General features: G+C 45.2%; 20 protein-coding genes. 3 read left to right on the top strand and 17 right to left on the bottom strand.

The window, feature by feature from the left end:
* The coding region (locus tag T408_RS0110270; RefSeq protein WP_028118713.1) for an IS30 family transposase at positions 1-280 on the top strand (280 nt) is incomplete at its 5' end.
* A gap of 127 nt (positions 281-407) precedes the next feature.
* Here the strand turns inward: T408_RS0110270 and T408_RS0110265 are convergent.
* The 14 genes from T408_RS0110265 to T408_RS11560 all read right to left on the bottom strand — a co-directional run bounded on the left by T408_RS0110265 (position 408) and on the right by T408_RS11560 (position 14,431).
* On the bottom strand, positions 408-1,160 hold the full coding sequence (locus T408_RS0110265; RefSeq protein WP_028119817.1) for an iron ABC transporter ATP-binding protein: 753 nt from the start codon (positions 1,158-1,160) through the stop codon (positions 408-410).
* A complete protein-coding gene (locus tag T408_RS0110260; protein WP_028119816.1) occupies positions 1,154-2,170 on the bottom strand; it encodes an iron chelate uptake ABC transporter family permease subunit in 1,017 nt (338 codons plus the stop codon). Before T408_RS0110260 ends, T408_RS0110265 begins: the two co-directional genes overlap by 7 nt.
* 4 nt (positions 2,171-2,174) lie before the next feature.
* Positions 2,175-3,173, bottom strand: coding sequence for an ABC transporter permease (locus T408_RS0110255; RefSeq protein WP_028119815.1), 999 nt, complete (start codon positions 3,171-3,173; stop codon positions 2,175-2,177).
* A gap of 29 nt (positions 3,174-3,202) precedes the next feature.
* Positions 3,203-4,168 carry a siderophore ABC transporter substrate-binding protein gene (locus tag T408_RS11585; RefSeq protein WP_051444898.1) on the bottom strand — a complete coding sequence of 322 codons (966 nt, stop codon included), beginning with the start codon at positions 4,166-4,168 and terminating at the stop codon, positions 3,203-3,205.
* Between the two features lie 151 nt (positions 4,169-4,319).
* Complete coding sequence (locus T408_RS11925; protein WP_028119814.1) at positions 4,320-5,243, bottom strand: FMN-binding protein; 924 nt, start codon at positions 5,241-5,243, stop codon at positions 4,320-4,322.
* Positions 5,230-6,099 carry an HAD family hydrolase gene (locus T408_RS0110240; RefSeq protein WP_028119813.1) on the bottom strand — a complete coding sequence of 290 codons (870 nt, stop codon included), beginning with the start codon at positions 6,097-6,099 and terminating at the stop codon, positions 5,230-5,232. The genes T408_RS11925 and T408_RS0110240 overlap by 14 nt, the downstream gene beginning before the upstream one ends.
* Positions 6,096-6,698: a molybdenum cofactor guanylyltransferase gene (mobA, locus tag T408_RS0110235; protein WP_028119812.1), complete on the bottom strand. Its 603-nt coding sequence runs from the start codon at positions 6,696-6,698 to the stop codon at positions 6,096-6,098. Before mobA ends, T408_RS0110240 begins: the two co-directional genes overlap by 4 nt.
* Positions 6,698-7,666 (bottom strand): TDT family transporter, encoded by a 969-nt coding sequence (locus T408_RS11575; protein ID WP_035420647.1) that lies wholly within the window; start codon positions 7,664-7,666, stop codon positions 6,698-6,700. Before T408_RS11575 ends, mobA begins: the two co-directional genes overlap by 1 nt.
* 14 nt (positions 7,667-7,680) lie before the next feature.
* Complete coding sequence (locus T408_RS0110225) at positions 7,681-9,771, bottom strand: molybdopterin oxidoreductase family protein (protein ID WP_028119811.1); 2,091 nt, start codon at positions 9,769-9,771, stop codon at positions 7,681-7,683.
* Positions 9,772-9,788: 17 nt separating this feature from the next.
* Positions 9,789-10,877, bottom strand: a complete 1,089-nt coding sequence (locus T408_RS11920) for an ABC transporter substrate-binding protein (protein ID WP_051444897.1) — start codon at positions 10,875-10,877, stop codon at positions 9,789-9,791.
* A 1-nt stretch (position 10,878) separates the two neighbouring features.
* Positions 10,879-11,640, bottom strand: coding sequence for an ABC transporter ATP-binding protein (locus T408_RS11565; RefSeq protein WP_035420645.1), 762 nt, complete (start codon positions 11,638-11,640; stop codon positions 10,879-10,881).
* Positions 11,630-12,661 carry a FecCD family ABC transporter permease gene (locus T408_RS0110210; protein ID WP_157060811.1) on the bottom strand — a complete coding sequence of 344 codons (1,032 nt, stop codon included), beginning with the start codon at positions 12,659-12,661 and terminating at the stop codon, positions 11,630-11,632. The genes T408_RS11565 and T408_RS0110210 overlap by 11 nt, the downstream gene beginning before the upstream one ends.
* A gap of 18 nt (positions 12,662-12,679) precedes the next feature.
* Positions 12,680-13,174 carry a MogA/MoaB family molybdenum cofactor biosynthesis protein gene (locus T408_RS0110205; RefSeq protein WP_028119809.1) on the bottom strand — a complete coding sequence of 165 codons (495 nt, stop codon included), beginning with the start codon at positions 13,172-13,174 and terminating at the stop codon, positions 12,680-12,682.
* A 9-nt stretch (positions 13,175-13,183) separates the two neighbouring features.
* Positions 13,184-14,431: a molybdopterin molybdotransferase MoeA gene (locus T408_RS11560; RefSeq protein ID WP_051444896.1), complete on the bottom strand. Its 1,248-nt coding sequence runs from the start codon at positions 14,429-14,431 to the stop codon at positions 13,184-13,186.
* Between the two features lie 196 nt (positions 14,432-14,627).
* Between T408_RS11560 and mobB the strand changes: the two genes are divergently transcribed.
* Complete coding sequence (mobB, locus tag T408_RS0110195; protein ID WP_028119808.1) at positions 14,628-15,149, top strand: molybdopterin-guanine dinucleotide biosynthesis protein B; 522 nt, start codon at positions 14,628-14,630, stop codon at positions 15,147-15,149.
* Positions 15,150-15,187: 38 nt separating this feature from the next.
* Here mobB and T408_RS0110190 read toward each other — a convergent pair whose 3' ends face one another.
* The 3 genes from T408_RS0110190 to T408_RS0110180 all read right to left on the bottom strand — a co-directional run bounded on the left by T408_RS0110190 (position 15,188) and on the right by T408_RS0110180 (position 17,976).
* On the bottom strand, positions 15,188-15,439 hold the full coding sequence (locus T408_RS0110190; RefSeq protein ID WP_028119807.1) for a type B 50S ribosomal protein L31: 252 nt from the start codon (positions 15,437-15,439) through the stop codon (positions 15,188-15,190).
* Between the two features lie 140 nt (positions 15,440-15,579).
* Positions 15,580-16,971 (bottom strand): hypothetical protein, encoded by a 1,392-nt coding sequence (locus tag T408_RS12180; protein WP_211230846.1) that lies wholly within the window; start codon positions 16,969-16,971, stop codon positions 15,580-15,582.
* An 84-nt stretch (positions 16,972-17,055) separates the two neighbouring features.
* Positions 17,056-17,976 carry a LysR family transcriptional regulator gene (locus T408_RS0110180; RefSeq protein WP_028119806.1) on the bottom strand — a complete coding sequence of 307 codons (921 nt, stop codon included), beginning with the start codon at positions 17,974-17,976 and terminating at the stop codon, positions 17,056-17,058.
* Between the two features lie 134 nt (positions 17,977-18,110).
* On the opposite strand from T408_RS0110180, the gene T408_RS0110175 reads away from it, so the two are divergent.
* A complete protein-coding gene (locus T408_RS0110175; RefSeq protein ID WP_028119805.1) occupies positions 18,111-18,836 on the top strand; it encodes a gamma-glutamyl-gamma-aminobutyrate hydrolase family protein in 726 nt (241 codons plus the stop codon).
* The last annotated feature ends 126 nt before the right edge of the window (positions 18,837-18,962 follow it).

The raw sequence follows: 18,962 nt of genomic DNA, 5'->3' as shown, positions 1-18,962 counted from the left end.
CACCTCTGACCGTGGGAAAGAATTTGCTTGTTATTCTGACATCGAACAACAAGAGATCGCTTTTTACTTTGCGGATGCTTATAGTGCTTGGCAGAGAGGGACTAACGAGAACGCCAACGGATTACTGAGAGAATTCTTTCCTAAACGCACAGATCTAGCTAAAATTACGGAAGATGAACTTTTCAATGCGCTATGGTTGATAAACAATCGACCTAGAAAGTGTTTAAATTTTAAGACGCCCTTTGAGGTATTCATGCACGAACTTGTTCAGTTAGAATGATTTTTTGTCGCAATAATTATTGCAATTCATCATATAAAAAAACAAAGCTTACAAACCCAAACGATTCGTTTAGATTAAATGTAGTGTCGTTAACTTATATTACAGTCCTGGCTCACTTTTTGACTGATTAATAAATAACAACAGGACCACATAAGGCCTGGACAATCTCGATCTCGCAAGAGAAGATCTCACTCATGACTTCCGTGGTCATCACTTGATCAACGGATCCCCAATGGGTGATCTGCCCTTGACACATGGCACAAATATAATCTGAATAACGGGCGGTGAAGTTCAGATCATGCATGACCAGGATAATCGAGCGCTGAAATTCATCAGCAATTCGCCTTAAGTGCTTCATCATCTGCACAGAATGCTCAATATCCAAGTTGTTCAAGGGTTCATCCAAGAGAATATAATCAGTCTCTTGGGCCAGGACCATACCCACATAGGCCCGTTGCCGCTGCCCACCTGATAACTCATCCAAGTAACGGTCAGCTAAGTCTCCCAAATGCAAAAAGGATAGGTAACGGTCGATGATGGCATAATCTTCTCCATTGAGCCGACCCTTGGAATAAGGATAACGCCCAAAAGAAACCAATTGCCGAACCGTTAGGCGGGTGGAAAAGTGGTTTTCTTGACGTAAGATCGCTAAATGCTGAGCTAATTCACTAGACTTACCTGTCGATAAATCAGTACCACCTACTGAAATAGATCCACCATCCATCTCCAAGAGACGACCGATCATCATCAACAAGGTCGACTTACCTGCGCCATTGGGCCCAATGATGGAGGTGATACCTGGCTTAGGAATGTCGAGGTTAATAGGGCCCACGGCCACTTGCCCCTTGTATTCCTTGATTACTTGATTGATTTTTACCATATGTCTTTCCTCCTCATCACCAGCCCTAAGAAGGCTAGGCCTCCTCCTAATTCGATGATAATCGTCACGGCTCCTTGGGCATTAAAGATATGATTCATAATAAAGTAGGCCCCCGATAAAATGAGAAAGCCAACTAGCACCGACAAGGGCAGCAAATAACGATGATCAAAAGTTCGGGCCACCTGGTATGTCAGAAGTGATACCAGAAAGCCTAGAAAGGATAAGGAGCCCACCAGGGCTGTGGATACGGCCATCAAGATAGATATGTAGATTAAATGCTTGATTAGGCTCCAGCGATAGTTCAGCCCTAAATTAATGGCCACTTCTCGGCCCATGCTCAAAATATTTAGTTCTCGCGATTGGATCCAGATCAAGCTAGAGGTCACTAGAATGCAGGGCACTGCTAGGGGAAAGTACTCTGCCTTGGCATGGTTCATCGATCCAAAGAGTTGCGCCTGTAAGACGTCATATTCCGCTGGGGCAATCAGTCGCTGCATGAATTGACTGACAGACCGCAAGCCAATCCCCAACATCATACCGATTAGAAGCATCCGCTGGGTATCCGCACGTTTGGAGGTTAATAAACTACCATAAAGCCACAAGCAGACCCCCACCATTACCAGTACCTGAGCTAGAAAGGCAGGCCCAGTCTTTAAACTAGCTAAGCCTGACAGACCAAAGATATAAACCGCTAGCGTCTGAATCAAACCATAGATGGATTCGAAGCCTAGAAGGGCCGGAGTCAGCAAACGATTATCCGCAATGGTCTGAAAAGACAAGGTTGCCAAGCTTTGGCAAATAGCCGCCAAAAACATAGCTAGAAGGCCTATCAGCCGTCTTGAAACGACCGGCCAGAAGGAGGGGGATCCCATTACAATGGGATTATTATAAAAGATCAACCCCATAGCTGCCAGGATCCCTAGAAGCAAAAACAAACCGAAAGCCAGCCAATAATGTAGCTGGTCAGCCCTCGTGCGAAAGCTAGTATTTACTTGTTTGGATCTTGTCATCTAATCACCCATCCCTACGCCATAATATCGCAATAAACAAACTAGAGCCCACCACGCCTAGGATCAAGGACACTGGAATCTCAAAGGGCTGGACTAAAGTCCGTGACAAGAGGTCTCCAGTAATGAGGCTGGCCATCCCTAGCAAGGCTACCCAGGGAAGGTTGGACCGCAAATCATCCCCGGCCAAACGAGAGACTAAGTTAGGCACCATTAGTCCAATAAAGGGTAAGTAACCCACAACCGCAGCTACAACCCCTGTCGCCAAGGAGACAATCGTCACTCCCACCAGCATCATTGCTTGATAATTGATTCCCAAATTAACGGCAATATCTTCACCTAAGCCGACAATAGTTAAGCGATCAGCAAAGAGATAAATCAAGATTACAACAAGGATTAAGAGCCAAATCAACTCATAACGCCCCTTTTGGACATTTGCAAAAGATCCCGTAAACCAAATCGTTAAAACTTGCGAGGCCTGGAAAGTTAAAGCCACAAAGTTACTAATTGCCGAGATCACCGCTCCTAACATCATACCAACAATTGGAACAATTAGGGAGGACTTGAGTCGAATCTGCGACATGAAAGCAAAGAAAATGGAGCTTCCAATAAAAGCAAAGACCACCGCCCCCATCATCCGCTGCCAAATAGTCGGATTAGGCAGGAGGACATAGACAAGCACCAAACCCAGGCCTGCCCATTCGATGGTTCCTGTTGTAGTCGTTTCACTGAACTTGTTCTGGGTCAACAGTTGCATCACCAGGCCCGTTAGAGCCATGGTGGCACCAGATAAGACCAAGGAAATGGTTCGGGGCAAGCGAGTAATCCAAAACATACCCTTGCCGTCTCCGCTCAGGTCATAGACACCTGTATACAAAGACAGAAAGATCAATAAGCCCACCAAGGCCGTCATGATAGCTAATCCCCACTTAGAGTGGAATAAATACGAAAAAGAGGACTGATTTTTATCAGCCCTACTCTTTAACTTGTCTGCTTGATGGGTCAATCTTACCGACTCCTTATCAGATGACCAGATTACTTAGCAAATGCCTTAGCAATCTCTTGGAAAATAGTGGTAAAGGTTTGAATCGATTCGTTGGTGTAAGTATCATCTGGCGCATAGAGAACATGACCTTCTTTGATCGCTTTGGTCTCCGCTAAAGCTGGCGCTTGATCGATAACATCCTTGGCCGGGCTACTAGCTTCATCGGCTACGGCTGCATCACGGTCTAGAACAAACAACCAATCTGGATCACTCTCAGCAATCGCCTCAACTGAAATGTCGTCTCCCTTATGGTCAGAAGAAGCATGGTCAACTTCTAATGCTGGTTGTAATCCTAGAATATCATACAAGGGACCCCAAACGCGACCAGAATGTGGGGCTGCAAAGCCAATTTCTCCACCAGAAACCACTAAAGACATCACCTTATCTTTGCCATTATAAGCATTCTTGGCTTCTTGGATGGCGGATTCAAAGTCTGCCACTAATTGATCCGCTTCTTTTTCTTTACCAAAAATAGCCCCTAAGTCCTTACTTCCTTTGATTAAGCCCTGGGTTAAATTCTCACCCGCTTCTTCCGCTTCCTCTGAGACATCCCATGAGAAGTCTAAGACCGTAGCATCAGGAACTAGTTCCTTGATTGCGTCGTAATGGCTGGCGAAACGTTGGCCAACAATAACAAGGTCAGGCTGTAAGGCTGCGATCAACTCAAGGTTAGGCTCACGGTGGTTACCGATATTTTCAACTTGGTCATCCTTGACATATGCACTATCAGCAGGCATAACATCCTTTGGAACAGCTGCTAGAGGGATCCCCCACTCTTCAAGTGTTTGAAAGGTGCGATTATCTAAAGCTACAACCACTTTAGGATTCTTGGCTACTTCTTGAGTGCCGTGAATATCTTCTACCTGAACAGTTTCTTGGGCCTTAGCAAGAGGCGCTAGAAAGCCACCCAGGCTAGCAACTAGGGTTAATACTAAGAGATGTTTTAAAAACTTCATGACTTTACCTCCATTTTTTTGAAATCTTATTAAAGATTATACCACGTATCCACACACTGTCAATCCCATTATATCAAGCTTTAATAGACCTGTTATTAGTTAATAACAGGTCTAAATAAGCTATTGTTTATAATTATATTGCGTCAATATATTAATGTTGACTCGCTGAAGAAGTCGTGTCTGGCACCTGTTGATCAAGAATCTCTTCTTCGCTTACATAAGAAGCACTAGAGTGACTATCAAAAGATTCCGTATGGTTTGCTGAGGCTGGGGCCTGGGATGATTGTGGGAGATATTGACTCAAGACATCATAGATGGCTCCTTGGAAAGCTTTAGAGTCTAATAATTGAGCAACCACACCCTCAAGTCCTTCAGCTGCAGCAGGCGAACGAGCGCCTTGGGCTAAGGCGTTTTGAACAGCCTCCTTGAGCGCTTGACTGGTTATTGTAGCTCCCGCAATGGCATCCACTTGAGTGGAATTCTCTTGCACAAATAAGTCTGGAAGGGCATCAATAGCCTTGGTGCCGATTCCTGGTGTTTCATTGTGATTCAAGACTTGAACGGCTTCGATGGTCTGACCATTTGAAGAGCTGACCTGAACCTCTAGAGTCCCGCCTAGACCTTGAGCTTGACCAATGTATTGGCCTGGACCGGCCGTTTGGGCGGGTAGACTTGAAGCGGTATGAACAGGATCTAAACCTTGGCTCCAATCATCAACGGCTGCTTGCATGGCTTCTTGAACAGCCTTCTTGACAGCCTGTGAAGTCACAGTGGCTCCGGTGATCGAGTCAACATCGATCTTGTGTTCTTGTAACATCCGCTCTGGCAAAGTTCGAGTAGCTAAATCACCAATCCCAGTGGTCTCCTTCTCATCGATAATCTCAATTTGGTCAATGGATAGAGTCACTCTAGCCACTACCTCTCCATTGAGTCCCCTGGCTTGGCCAATAAATTGGTTGTCATTGCGGGGATAGTCTTGATCAGGATGAGTCTCACTTGATTGGCTAGCGCTAGAAGTCGTATCGACGGCTTGCCTTTGTTCGCCGTAGTGATAAATTTTATTAACGTCTGTCATCTTCTGCCTCCTTGCTATTTTTTTGTTGGTAAGAAATCATAAAGTCCCAATTTCCTGTCTGAATATAGGTTTCTAATATTTGAATGACGGCTTGGTCTTGATTGCTGCCAATAAGATATCTAGATAGGTCTTGATAGGCCGGATCCGCATTAGCCATCGCTACTGAATGCTCGGCATAAGAATTCATGTCACCATCATTGAGCCGATTACCAAAACAAAGCGTCTGACTAGGCTTAATTCCCAATTGCGCTTGAATTCGCTTCAGGATAGTCCCCTTACCGCCAGCCACTTGATGGAATTCCAACCAACCTCCATGCCTTGCAATAACATCTAATGATCGGTTAAAGGGCTGGATTGCTTGAGACCAGGCCCGCATCTGATCCCTTGATTGCCCAAAATGAACCGCCAACTTAAAGAAAACCTCTTTCTGTAGTGCTTCTAGAGTGATGGCTTGGGCTTGGGGATATTCTGACTGGACTAAGTGATGAAAATCATCTGCTTGACTTGAACAATAAGATAACGACTGACCATCATCAGCGACCAAAAGAAAATCATCTTGATAAGTTTGAACCTGGCTCAAAGCCCAAGCTTGGTCAGCCGGCTTGAGGTTTACTTGGCGAATCTTTTGCCCATTATAGGTCATGTAGTTGCCATTATGACTAGCGACATAGACCCCCTTCAAGTTAATGGGTTCAAGTATGGCTTGTGTATCTTGACGGCTATGTCCTGAGATGATGGCAAGTTGAATCCCTTGATCAGTAAGCAGGCCAATCAGATCTTGGAAGCGATCTTGGTCATAAGTATGGTCATCTCTTAAGAGCGTACCATCCAGATCAATGGCTATTAAGCGGATCATGGAATCCTCCCTTCCTGGTAGCGACAAAGATCATCAGGCTGGTTGAGATTAATAAACAAATCTGAAAAATCTACTTTCCTTGGATAGGCCTCTTGCTTAATCAGGCAAGCATCTTGATCGAGTATAAAAGATTGGACTCTTCGCTGACCCGCTTCTAAGTACTGAGCCAGAGGGCTTAGTAACTGCTTGGAATACAAGGCATGAAAGGGATAGATCTGGCCTTGACTATCTTGACTGGCGACAAGTAGGTGTCCTCCTTGGTTAGCCAGTTTGAATTGATAGGCCAGATAGTCCAAGTCCCAGTGAGGCATATCGCAAGCAAGAACAAAGCCATAATCAGCCCTTGTTGCTTGCAAACCAGCATGAATCCCTGCCAATGGGCCTTGGCCCAAGTAGTCATCTCGGACCACTTGCACGGGATCGTCTTGGTATAAGTCAGGACGGTTAGAGACCACAATGACTTCATAGAAGTATTGATGAAGGTGGTGGATTTGTTTGTGGACAATGGTTTCTCCTGCAATTTCTAGTTGCTGCTTGTCAAAGCCCATTCGCCGACTCTTACCGCCCGCTAGGATAATTAATGCAACTTGATTGAACATTAGTCGTTATCCGGGTAGTTAGTAAGCAACCAAGTATCCACATCCATAATTGTGGCAAAGAAACGGATAAAGACATAACCCACCACAATCGTTGTCACATAAATTTGAATACCTTGAATTTGGCTAGCCATGGCTCCTAAGGACTCCAAGCCTTGACCATTTAGAAAACCTGCCACCTTGCCTGAAGCCACCGCTCCAATCGCCATCGGGAAAGTGGTTCCGGCAAAGGCTGGAAAGAAATTAAAGGACAAGAAGCGAGGCAGGAGGTAGGCGTAGTAGACAAGAGAAATTAATAACATCAAATAGAGCAGATAGACCAACCAGGCCATGGGTTGGTTGGTGGTATTCAAGTAAGACACAATCGCTAAACTCACAGGGGCAACAACGATAGCCTGACTGTGATACAGGGGCTTAGAAACCGGTAGTGTCACCAAGCGCTTAACCATAAAAGGTATTAAAGCCAGATAAATCAAAATACAATAAATAGCGATCACCTTTTGTAACCATTCAAAGCCCATGTTACCCCCAATAACGACGGATACAGCTAGTCCGTTGTAGGTGACAAACCAAGAAGGCATAAAGGATACCTGCATGAAGTTGGCTCTAAAGTGAATCAGAGTAAAGGCTAGGATATGAACAATATGAAGGATCGTAGCCACCAACCACAGACTGCGCCCCAAGGCGAATTGATATTCAGCTAAGTAGGAGCTCAAGATCATCAAGGTCATGGTAAAGCCACCATACAAGCTAGCAGGAATCACTTGTAGATATTCCTGCTTAACTTGGTCAAAGGAAAGGCAAAGTTTGACCAAGTACATCAACCAAATGATGGCTGCTAGTAACATCGAGAGATGGCGGATCCAGGAAAAGCCTAGACCATTGTATAAATTCGACAAGGTTAAAAGTCCTGTCAAAGTAGGTAGGATAGGGACTGGCAAGGCCTTGGCCTTATCAATAAATTTATTCATGGAATTCTCCTTTATTAGGCTTCAACAAGCTTTTCGATTTTTTCGATATTGACAGGAGCTGACTTATAAGCAGGCTCCTTGGAATAAGGATCATAGATCGACAAGGTCATCTTGTTACATTCTTCATAATGAAGTGGCGCAAAAATCTCATCGTCTCTCTGGTCAGCTGAGATTTGAACATCAAAAATCGCTGATTGTCCGTTAGAGGAATGGACCCGAATCTGATCACCAGCTTGGAGCTTCTTCTCTTGAGCGAGCCCAGGTCCCATAATAACGTAAGCGTCATCCGGTTCAACCTGTCTGGCTGCTGGAATCTCACGCGTCCGTGTCCGGGTATGCCAAGCTGCTGCCGAAATTCGTCCCGTATTGAAGACGATCGGAAACTCTTCACTTGTCGCCATTGGATCTTCCATTGGCGTCTCAAAGACAAAGTTAGCTCGACCATCTGGCGTGAAGAATTGACCATCCTCATAAAGTCGGCGTTCATCCGCTTCTAAGGCTTGGCCTTCCGGAAGTGGCCATTGGACCCCTTCGGAATTCTTCAATTGGTCCCAATCAATTCCGGTAATGTCACACGGGGTGCCTCGGGATGTTTCCTTCATTAACTCAAAGGCATCGCGCGGCGTTTGCCACTTGTCTAAGTTCATGCCAAGGGCCTGTCCAATGCCTAGGAAGACTTCATAGTCGGTCTTCTCATTAGCCTCTCGGCTAATCACCGGTTGAACTGGCCCGACCCGTCTCTCGGTGTTGATCATGGTTCCTTCCTTCTTGATTGCTGGAACCACTGGTAACATAACCGTGGCTAACTCAGCTGTTTCGGTATCATCATAGATATCTTGAACCACTAATAACTCAAGTTTTTCAGCGGCTTGTCTGAAGGTCTCATTATTGGTGAAGCTGTGACGAGGGTTGGTACAGTAGACCCAAAGCCCCTTAATTTCTCCCGAATTAATGCCTTCAACAATCGCATTGTAAGGGATAGTTGGCTTCTTAGCCAAGTAATCTGGCTCCACGCCGTAGATACCCGCAATCCGTTCTCGCTCACTCTGATTGTCGAAATTAGCTCCTCCTGGTAATGAAGTCGTATTTGAGAAGAGTCGAGATCCCATCGCATTCGGTTGGCCCGTTAGCGAGTTCGCTCCTGTACCTGGCTTACCGATATTACCAGTCATTAAGGCTAGGTTAATAATCGCCTGAGCAACACGAACACCTTCATAGTGTTGGTTGACACCCATACACCACCAGAAGCTCACGCGCTGACCCGATTCAATCAGATCGGCTAGTTGGATAATCTCTTCTTTCGAAAGGCCAGTTGGTTCCTCCGCCTTATCTAGGGTAAAGTCCTTGACAAACTCTTTGAATTCTTCAAAGTGGTTGGTATGCTGAGAAATAAAGTCATGATCCAAGGCATCGCGCTCGATCAATAAATTAGCCACAGTATAAAGAAGCGGTAAATCGCCGTCATGCTTAATACCATAGTGATAATCCGCCTCTTTGGCCACATGCGATTTGCGTGGATCAATAACAATAATATTATCCGAAGGCTTTCTAGACGCACGTACCCGGCTCCAAATCACGGGGTGAGCGACCACAGGATTGGATCCGATAAAAACGATCGTATCTGACAGCTCGATATCCTTGATGGTATAACCTGGTGAGTCAAACCCAAAAGATTGCTTATGAGCAACCACCGCTGTCGCCATACATAGACGAGTATTCCCATCCAAGTTGGTCTGAAGATGGTCTCGCATCAAGTGGCCCAGCAAGGCATAATCTTCAATCAAGAGTTGCCCCGTAGATAAACCAGCAAAAGCTTCGGGACCATATTTGGCTTGAATCTCTTGAATCTTACTAGCCACATGTTCATAGGCTTGATCCCAAGCCACTTCTTTCATACTTCCATCTTCTTGGCGAATTTTAGGTAGGGGGCTAGGTTTATAAACGGTATGCTGCTTATCTAAATTCAAACCCTTGATACATAAGAGATTCGGGTTTACAGGATAACCCTCTTTAGGTAGGATTTGTTTTATTTGATTATCTTCAACATAGAATTCTAAGCCACAACCAACCGTACAATAGTTGCAGGTCGTTTGGATCTTTTTCATGATGGTAATCCCCTTTATTAGTTGTTTAGAAAAGTTGAATGCTTCATTAATTCCTTGGCTTCCTCTTCACTCAAATCATAGTGATAGAATAAATCATAGAATGTCTGTGCTTCTTGGACCATATCTAGGTCGTATAAGTCTGGATAATATAAGTTACCTAGCCATTTGATACCAAGAATGGCATTCACAGATTTAGGTCCCGTTAACCAATTAAACGGCTTGTCTGGTGATTCATAGATTCGGTTGGCTTGACCTGCTTCTAAACTCACCCATGGCTCTTGGTCCCGTTGGTCAAAGGCTGAATCCGCAAGGAAAATAACCGTCTCTGGATTCCACTCAACCACTTGTTCCATAGAGACATCTTCCCAGCTCTTAGCCTCGTCTACTTGGTAGACATTATGTAAGCCCACTAATTCGATCACTTCTGCCTGGAAACTTGAAGAAGCAGCCGTTGTTAAGCCATTATCACCACTAGCAAAATAATAAGTCAGTGGGTTGGCTTGTACTTGTTCGCGTTTATCTTGGGCTAAGTTAAGGGTTTCTTCTAAATAAGCCACTTGTTCAGTGGTATCCACTTCCAATAGATCGCCTAGTTTGCGGTATAGGTTTGGCATATCTTGAATTTGACCATCAAAGAAAATAACTGGAATACCTGTTTGTTCTTGTAATTGGTCTAAGTCTTCTTCAATCCCATCCTTACGCTCGCCTAAGTCCACAATGACGTCTGGATTAAGCTTGATGACTTCTTCTAAGTTAATCTCCTGACCTCGGGCAAATAAAGAACCAACTTCTGGAAGCTGATCCGCTTCTTCTGGTAGGTAGTCTAGATTAGCAGGCTTGCGGTTCCAGCCTACCATTCGTTCTGGTGCTAGTGTATAGAGAACAATCTGGCTGGTTGGCCCCGTGCTTAATAGGGCATCTAGCTTAGCAGGTAGTTCTACTTCTCTTCCTAAGTCATCGGTAAACTTTACTGTTTCTTCTGAGACCGTCTCCTGGCTAGCAGATTCTTCTGCTTGAACCCCTTGGCTAAGAGGGGCCACTAGGGTCACCACTAAGACTAGGCTTAAAAGCCCATTTAACAAGTAAGTGAATTTATTTTTAAACATATTATAACTCCTTTAATTTCGGTAGAATCAATGGCGGATCCGCCGCTGACTCTTGAATCAAATCAACTTCAACATCATACAAATCGGATAAGACACTGGAACTCAAAACTTGCCGAGCCGGCCCTTGGGCCTGGATACGTCCTTCTTGTATGATTAGGGCCCGGTCACAAAAATAGAGAACGTCCTGAGGGTTATGACTGGTCATCACAATGGTGTAGCCTTGACGGGTCAAGCCTTGGCACTGGGCTAAAATCTTGAGCTGGTTACCATAATCCAAGTTATTGGTTGGCTCATCCAAGATCAGGATCGGTGTCTCCTGCATCAATCCTTGGGCCAGCCGTACAAGTTGGCGTTGCCCGCCCGATAGGTCTAGATAACCCTTAAGGGCTAAGTCTTCAATACCCAGTTGAGCTAAGCAAGCCAAGGCTTTCTCCGTCACTTTCGGACCAGGGTTAGGACCTGCTCCCATTTCCACCCAATCGATCACGAGATGGTTGAAACTAACCACTTGTTCTTGGGGAACATAGGCAACTAATTCAGCCACCTCACTTAATGATAATTTAGAGAGGGAGTTTCCCATCAGTTTAATGGTCCCTTTTTGTGGTTGGATAAGGCCTAGGAGACAACGAAACAAGGTTGTCTTCCCCGCCCCATTAATACCCAAGATAGCCGTAAATTCACCTTCCTGGATGGAGACATTTAAGTCTTGAAGAACTGGCTTAGATCCATAAGCATAACTAAGGTCTTGAATACTAATGACCATCTCGCATGCCTCCCTTCATTAATAGAAGAAAGAAGACCGGCGCCCCAATCACAGCTGTCAGAATTCCAATCGGAATCTCAGTTAAGGTCAAGGTTCTAGCTAAGGTATCGACGACACTCAAGAAGGCCGCTCCCATAAATGCAGAAGCAAAGAGCAGGTAACGGTAATCTGATCCCACAATTTGACGGCAAATATGGGGGATGATCAAGCCAACCCAACCAATGACACCACTGATGGCGACACTTGAAGCGCTCAAAAGCGTAGCTCCAATCACCACCCAAAACCGTAAGCGACCCAAATGAATCCCCAAGGTCTGGGCCTTGTCCTCTCCCAAGGTCAAATAGTTTAAATAAGAACGATGGTAAAATAAGACCAAAAAACCAATCGCAAATGGTAAGACGACTAATTGTAGCTTAGACCAATTAATCGCAGAAAGAGAGCCCATCAACCAATAAGTAATCTCCGGCAAGGCATTCTCTTCATCTGCTACTAACTTAATATAAGAGACACCCGCTTGAAAGAGAGAGCCAATCATCATCCCCGTCAAGACCAAGGCCAAGGTCCGCTGTAAGGCAAAACGGCCACTCAACCAATAAGTCAAGCCCACAGAGATGAGACCCAAGACAAAGGCCGCCAGAACCACCCAAGCATTAGGCAAGTAGAGCAAGATAGCTAAGGCCGCTCCAAGAGAGGCACCATGATTAACTCCCAGAACATTAGGGGAAGCCATCGGATTCTCAAAAAGAGCTTGAAAGGCCGCTCCTGATAAAGCCAAGCCACTACCTACTAAGATGCTAGCTAGAATACGAGGCAGGCGAATATTCCACAAGACCAAATAAATTTGCTGGGGAATATCTTGACTCCGACCTGACAACTGGGCAATTAACGCCCGCCACAGCTCACTAATACTAATGCCATAACGGCCAAAATGAACCGAAGCTAGAGCCGCCAGAAAGGTTATGAGAACCATTACTATCAGCAACCATCGCAGTCGCTGGCGTTGTCGTTTAATTGCTTGCAAATCAAACTCCTTTCTCGGTTAACCTTGGTGACTTGAGTCAGCAACCGGACCCCGCAAGGTGGCCAAGGCATGGTCTAAGATTACCAGGAGGGCTTCCAAGTTCTCGCGAATCGCCTTGGGACTTCCTGGTAGATTAACGATGAGACATTGGTTGCGAATACCTGACCTAGCCCGTGACAAGTAGGCTCGCTTAGTGTATTGGCTTGATTCCTGCCTCAAATACTCACTAATCCCTGGGGTCTCCTTGTGGAGGACTTTCTGGGTTGCTTCCGGAGTGACATCACGAGGACTAAAGCCTGTTCCACCCGTCGTTAAGATTAAAGCCACTTCCCCCTGATCAGACCAACGAGTTAATTGGCTGGCAATCTGATCTAAATCATCAGCTACGAGCTGCTTATCCCAGATAGCATAACCAGCTTGAGTCATGATTGACTCAATTTCTGGACCGGATAAGTCTTCCCGCTGACCGCTTGATGATCGGTCACTAATCGTTAAGATGGCTACTTGATACATTTCTAACTCCTATCTAGCAATGGGCCCAAATAAATGGTCACAACGGTAACCCGTCAATAGGGTTCCTGCCTTGACACCTGAGGATCCAGCTGGTATTTCAAGCAAGGCATCGCACCTTGCAAAGGATGATAAGACACCGTTACCTTGGGCTGGACTCTCTTGAAAATAAAGACGACCTTCCTGAAACTGCATCTGGCCCCTCAAGAGACGCACGCCAGGACTAGGCTTATTAAAGTCATGAGCCAAGATCATGGGAATCTTCTCAGGATAATAGTCTTTACGACCCGTGAGACGGTATAAGTACGGCAGACAGACTCGGTAAAAAGCTAAGATCGCAGCAGCAGGATTACCTGATAAATTGAGGACCGTTTTGTTTTGCAGGCGAGAAGCCAGCATGGAGCCACCGGGCTTCATGGCAGTCTTCCAAAACAAAATTTGCCCACCCAAGGACTCAATGGCTGAATAGGCATAATCATAATCCCCTACGGAAGCCCCGCCAGTGGTGATCAATAAGTCTACTTGCGAGATCACTTGACCTGTCCGGCGACTAATCGCCTCCAAATCATCCGCTACAATCCCATAATCTTTGACTTCAAATCCTAAATTAGTCAAGATAGCACCCAGTGATAAGCGTGTTGTTTCATAAATTTTTCCAGCTGGCAGTGCTTGTCCGGTGGGCACCAATTCATCACCAGTGGAAAATAAACCGACCACTGGTTTACGGTAAACCTTGACCTCGCGGTAGCCCTGGCTGGCTAGTACGCCGAGTCGGCCCACAGTTAAAGGATCACCCTCTTGAACCAGAAGGTCACCCGCTTGTATGTCTTCTCCAGCGGGAATAATATCTTTATGAGGGGCTACAGGTTCGTAGATCAGAACCTGATCCCCTTGACGACGGGTCTTTTCGAATTTATAGCAGACATTAGCAGTTGCTGGAACGGGCCCTCCCGTTAGTATCTTAACCGCTTGACCGGGTTGAAGTTCATAATTAGCCAACTGACCAGCAGCAATCTCACCGATCACATCTAAGCTTACCGGCTGATTAGAACTAGCTCCTTGAGTATCCTCGCCTCTAAAGGCATAACCATCATAAGGACTCTTATCAAAGGGAGGGACAGGCAAGCTGGCTTGAATCGTTTCTGCAACAATCCGTCCCACCGCTTGGTCCAGCGCTAGGATCTCTGTATGGCGATTATCTTCTAATCCCAAGAGACGCTCAATCGCTTGGTCTGGGTGAAGCCGATCAATAGCAGGCATTCCGCATCATCCTTTCTCATCATCCGCATTTATTATATAATGTAAGCCAATACATGTCTACTTTTTCACAAAATTTTATATAGATATTTATATAATTTTTATTCATAAATTTTATCGCTCAACTAGTAAGCGATTTCCGAACTATTTCTTCCATCTTAACGACAATTTGAATGATTTTCAACTAGGAGTGATACTAATGAAGCAAATAAAAAGAATTTTCACAGTCACCGGTTATTCAAATTCTGGTAAAAGCGAGCTGGTCGCTCAACTTGTCCCCGAACTCAAAAAAAGGGGCCATTCGGTAGGAGTTATTAAATCAATGCAGTCCCATCATCCCGACCATAGCTTCTCCTTACATTCACCGACAAGTGACACCGGCCGTCACCTCCAGGCAGGTGCTAGTTTGGTTGCCACATACACACCCAATGAAACGAGCTTGACCTATCCTCGTTCTATCGATTTGGACTTCTTACTGGATCAATTTGATACGGATTGGGTAATCATTGAAGGCGGTAAAAGTTTGACCCTCCCTCGTATTATCACCTTAAAGGAAGCTTCAGACTTGGAGGCATTAAGAACACCAGCTAGTTTGGCCGTCTCCGGTCGAGCTGTCCAAGAATTCGGAGAAATAGCCGGCTTACCTAGCTTCCATACCTACAACGACTTGTCTGATCTTGTAGACCTCTTAGAAGAAAAGTTGACAACAAAAAAAGACTAGCTTGTTGAAAGCTAGTCTTGGTCTTGCTAGATAACGGATTAGTTGTTTGAGAAGCCGTATTTCTTGTTGAAACGGTCCACACGTCCGTCGGCTTGGTTGAATTTCTGTTTACCAGTGTAGAATGGGTGAGAGTCAGAAGAAATTTCCACACGAATTAGTGGATAAGTATTTCCGTCTTTCCATTCAACTGTTTCTTCAGAAGTTCTAGTAGAACCTGATAGAAATTCGAAGCCGGTAGAAGTGTCTCTAAATACAACTTGATGGTAATCTGGATGGATTCCTTGTTTCATATTTATACTTCCTTTCTGCCGTGAACCATAGGCTGGAACACAGTTATTCATGCATGAAATGCAACAATAGAATAATACCATGACTCGTTAGAGAATGCAAAGACTTTATCGATGAATTTCAGGCAAAATGTAACAACTTATTAGTCCCTTGGGATTTCACTGCCGCCCCATTCAACCACCGTAAAGCCTTGACGTTCAAATGGCTTAATTTCTGGTTCGTCCACTTCGATCGGCTCTTCTAAGGCTTGATAAACCATGAAGACCCGTAAGAGGCTATCAGGTTCAGGGGTGACCTTTAAGGGTGCCGCTTGCGTGTAGGCGTCATCTTGGAAGGTGATCAAGTTATAAGGATTATCTTGCATTAATGGTAACCAATAAACGATGAATTCATTGTATTCCCTAGGAGTTAAGCCCATCTTAGACAAGGTAGTTTGTAAGAATTGAGCCGTATCTTCCCCCTTAACCACGTAACCCTTAGACAGGTCATAGTCAGCATCTAGATCCGCTTCCCAGAACAAGTAAGAATACTCTAGCTGGGTCTTGGGATCTGTTAATGTTCCATCTGGTTGAGCCACTACTCGCCAACCATCACTTGGATAAGCTGGATAAGTGGCCACGAATTTCTCAGGCTTAATGTCTAACTGGGCATGAACTTCCGTTTCTTCTTCAGGGTAGAAATAGAGGATGGGTTTCTTACCCATGCTATGATAGATTTTTTTGTCAGGTTCACTTTGTTGAGCAGGCAGTGGAGCTGGTGCTGGTTCAGGAGCCACAGGCTCTGTGTATCCAGGATCGACATAAGTTGGCTCAGTGTAGGCCGGTTCTTCATAGACGGGTTCCTGGTAACTAGGCTCTGGATAAACCGGTTCCTGATAGATAGGCTCTGAATATGCAGGTTCCTGGTAAGAGGACTCAGCTGTCTCCGCTTCAAGGTTTGAGGCTGCAATCTGGTCTTCCACCTGACGAATAATTTCTATCGGTACCCGAGTCCAACCATTCGTTTCGAGTTCTCTTTCTAGCTTCTTGGCCGATTGCTTGGCAAATTGATAACTGGTCATCTGGTCTTCATCCAAGTAGAAGGTGTTCAAATCATTCGCAAAGGCCGGTTGAACCAGCACCGCATAGGCTTGGCCGTCTTTTTCGTAGAGGTCAATATAGGCATTCTTTACTTGCTTGATCGCTTGGAAAAAATCATTTTGCTCAGGAAGACTTGGTAATTCCTCTGTCTCCGCCACTAGACCTTCCTCTTGAACACAGTAATAAGAAGCAACATAGTCACTAGGCGACAAGTCTAAGGCGAGACGCTGGCTATCCATTTGTAAGATCAGTTCCGGATAATTAGCCACTTGAGCTAATGCTTCCAAGTCAATGAGCGACTGGTCTGCTGAACTCACTTGAGCTTCACTGGAAATAGAAGCGCTCTCCTCAGCTAATACCCCAGAATTAGGCTCAGCTGCCAGGCTAGTAGCCACGAGGCAGGTTGCCATCAGCATCGGCAGACGAAATAAGAATTTAAATTTATAGCGAGTCATGGTGATACTTCCTCTCTCTTAATCTAAACCCATCTTACCACAGGAAAAAGATTGTGGACTGAATCCCTCCTGAACAGCCTGATTTCATTCCTGAACGACATCTGATAAGAGACTTTGACACAAGTCTTTTTGGTCGCAGGCTAGAATAAAGCGGTATAAGTCATGCCTAAAGTCTTGGTAAGCTTGTTGACCACCCGCATAAGCGGATTGATGATAGATTAAGAATAGTTCACGGTAAGGGTGGTGGTGGCTCACAATTTGTTGGACATGGGGGTTAGTTTGATTGAGAGCCTGCCAAATACATAGAGGCATACTGGCCCAAGCATTCTTAGACTCTAAATAGGCCATTAACAATTCCGGAGAATCCAAACGAACGCGTGGTTGCTCATCCAAGTTCCAATAATTCTCTGCCCATAACTGGTAGGCTGGCCCCCATTCGATGGAAATCTGATCCCTCACTGCTAACTGATCCAAGTTCTGGTAATCCGAATAACGTCGATCATAAGCAAAAACCACCGGCTCCCGCATCAAGGGAATGGTTTCGATATTTTGTGAATGATAGGGCCGGGAGACAATCCCGAAATCCAGTTCAGCCAAGTTAACCATCGAATAGATGGTACGATTCCAATGGGCACTAATCTCCAATTGCAAGTGTTGACGGTCAATCAACAAGTCTTGATAAAAGCCTCTCAGGAAATAAGAGTTCACACTAGCCGGAGCTCCGACCCGGATACTTTGTTGGTGGTCATTCAAGCGCCACTCTTGAATTTCTCGGTCCAAGGCGAGAAAGCGATTGGTATAGTCAAGGAATTCGGTTCCTCGATCCGTGAGTTCAATTTGCTTGATTCCAGGCCCACGGTTAATAAGGGTGAAACCTAGCTCTTGTTCTAAGGACTTGAGGCGATCTGAAAGGGTCGACTGGCTAATATAGAGGACCTCGGATGCCCGGCTAATGCTGCCGATTTCTACGATCGTTAGAAAGGATTCAAGTTGTTGTTTATTCATCAGTAGCCTCCTTGTCTGATCAGTCAATATTTAACGAAAGAACTATTTACATTTAACTCATATTTAGTAAGATAATAGCATATTTATTTTATCACATTATTAGTAGAAGCTATTCCTAAGAAAGAAGGCATCTTATGAAGAAAACAATTGGTATCACCTTAGGCTTTGACTTTCATCCTAGTGACGGTTATCCGGACCCTTACTTAATGGACTACGTTCCTCGGGCTATCTCCCAGGCTGTTATCCAAGCAGGAGGGATTCCTCTACTAGTACCTGTGGCTCCCGATGATGTAATGGCTGACTATGCCCAGCTCATTGACGGTCTGATCCTATCAGGAGGTTCTGATGTCTCACCTAGTCTCTACCAACAAGAAGCCCATTATAAGCTAACTGCCACTGAACCGGAACGAGACCAAGCAGAAGCCAAGTTGATCCATGAAATTCTAGCTCTAGGTAAACCGATTCTTGGCATTTGCCGAGGCCTGCAGATAATTAACAGTGTTTTGGGTGGGAGTCTCTATCAAGACCTGTCCTTGAATCCGCAAGTTCAAGTCAAACATAGCCAAGACTCCTCCATGTGGTATCCTATCCACAAAGTTCAAGTAACAAAAGGATCCTATTTAGAAGAAATCTGCCAGACTGATCAATTGGCTGTCAACTCACTCCACCACCAAGCTATTAACCAATTAGGCTCAGGCCTTAGAGCCAGCGCCTATTCTAGTGATGGCTTAATTGAAGCCCTTGAATCCACAGCGGGTGAAAATCCCCAAGTTCTTGCCGTTCAATGGCATCCAGAAGACCTCTATCAGCAAGATTCTAAGCACTTGGCCCTCTTCCAAGACCTCATCAAGCGCGCTTAACTAGCCCACATAACAAAGGCACCTACCCGTGGTCCCTAATGAACTGACCCCCTAAAGTTGGACCCATAAAATCCAACTTTAGGGGGTCAGTTCGTGATAAGGCGACAGATTGGTGTCTTTTTATAG

This window comes from Hutsoniella sourekii ATCC 700629 (genome assembly GCF_000518205.1).
In the GTDB taxonomy this organism is placed as follows: domain Bacteria; phylum Bacillota; class Bacilli; order Lactobacillales; family Aerococcaceae; genus Hutsoniella; species Hutsoniella sourekii.
Note: the sequence above shows the minus strand (reverse complement) of the source record. Positions and strands in the feature narration are given on the sequence as shown.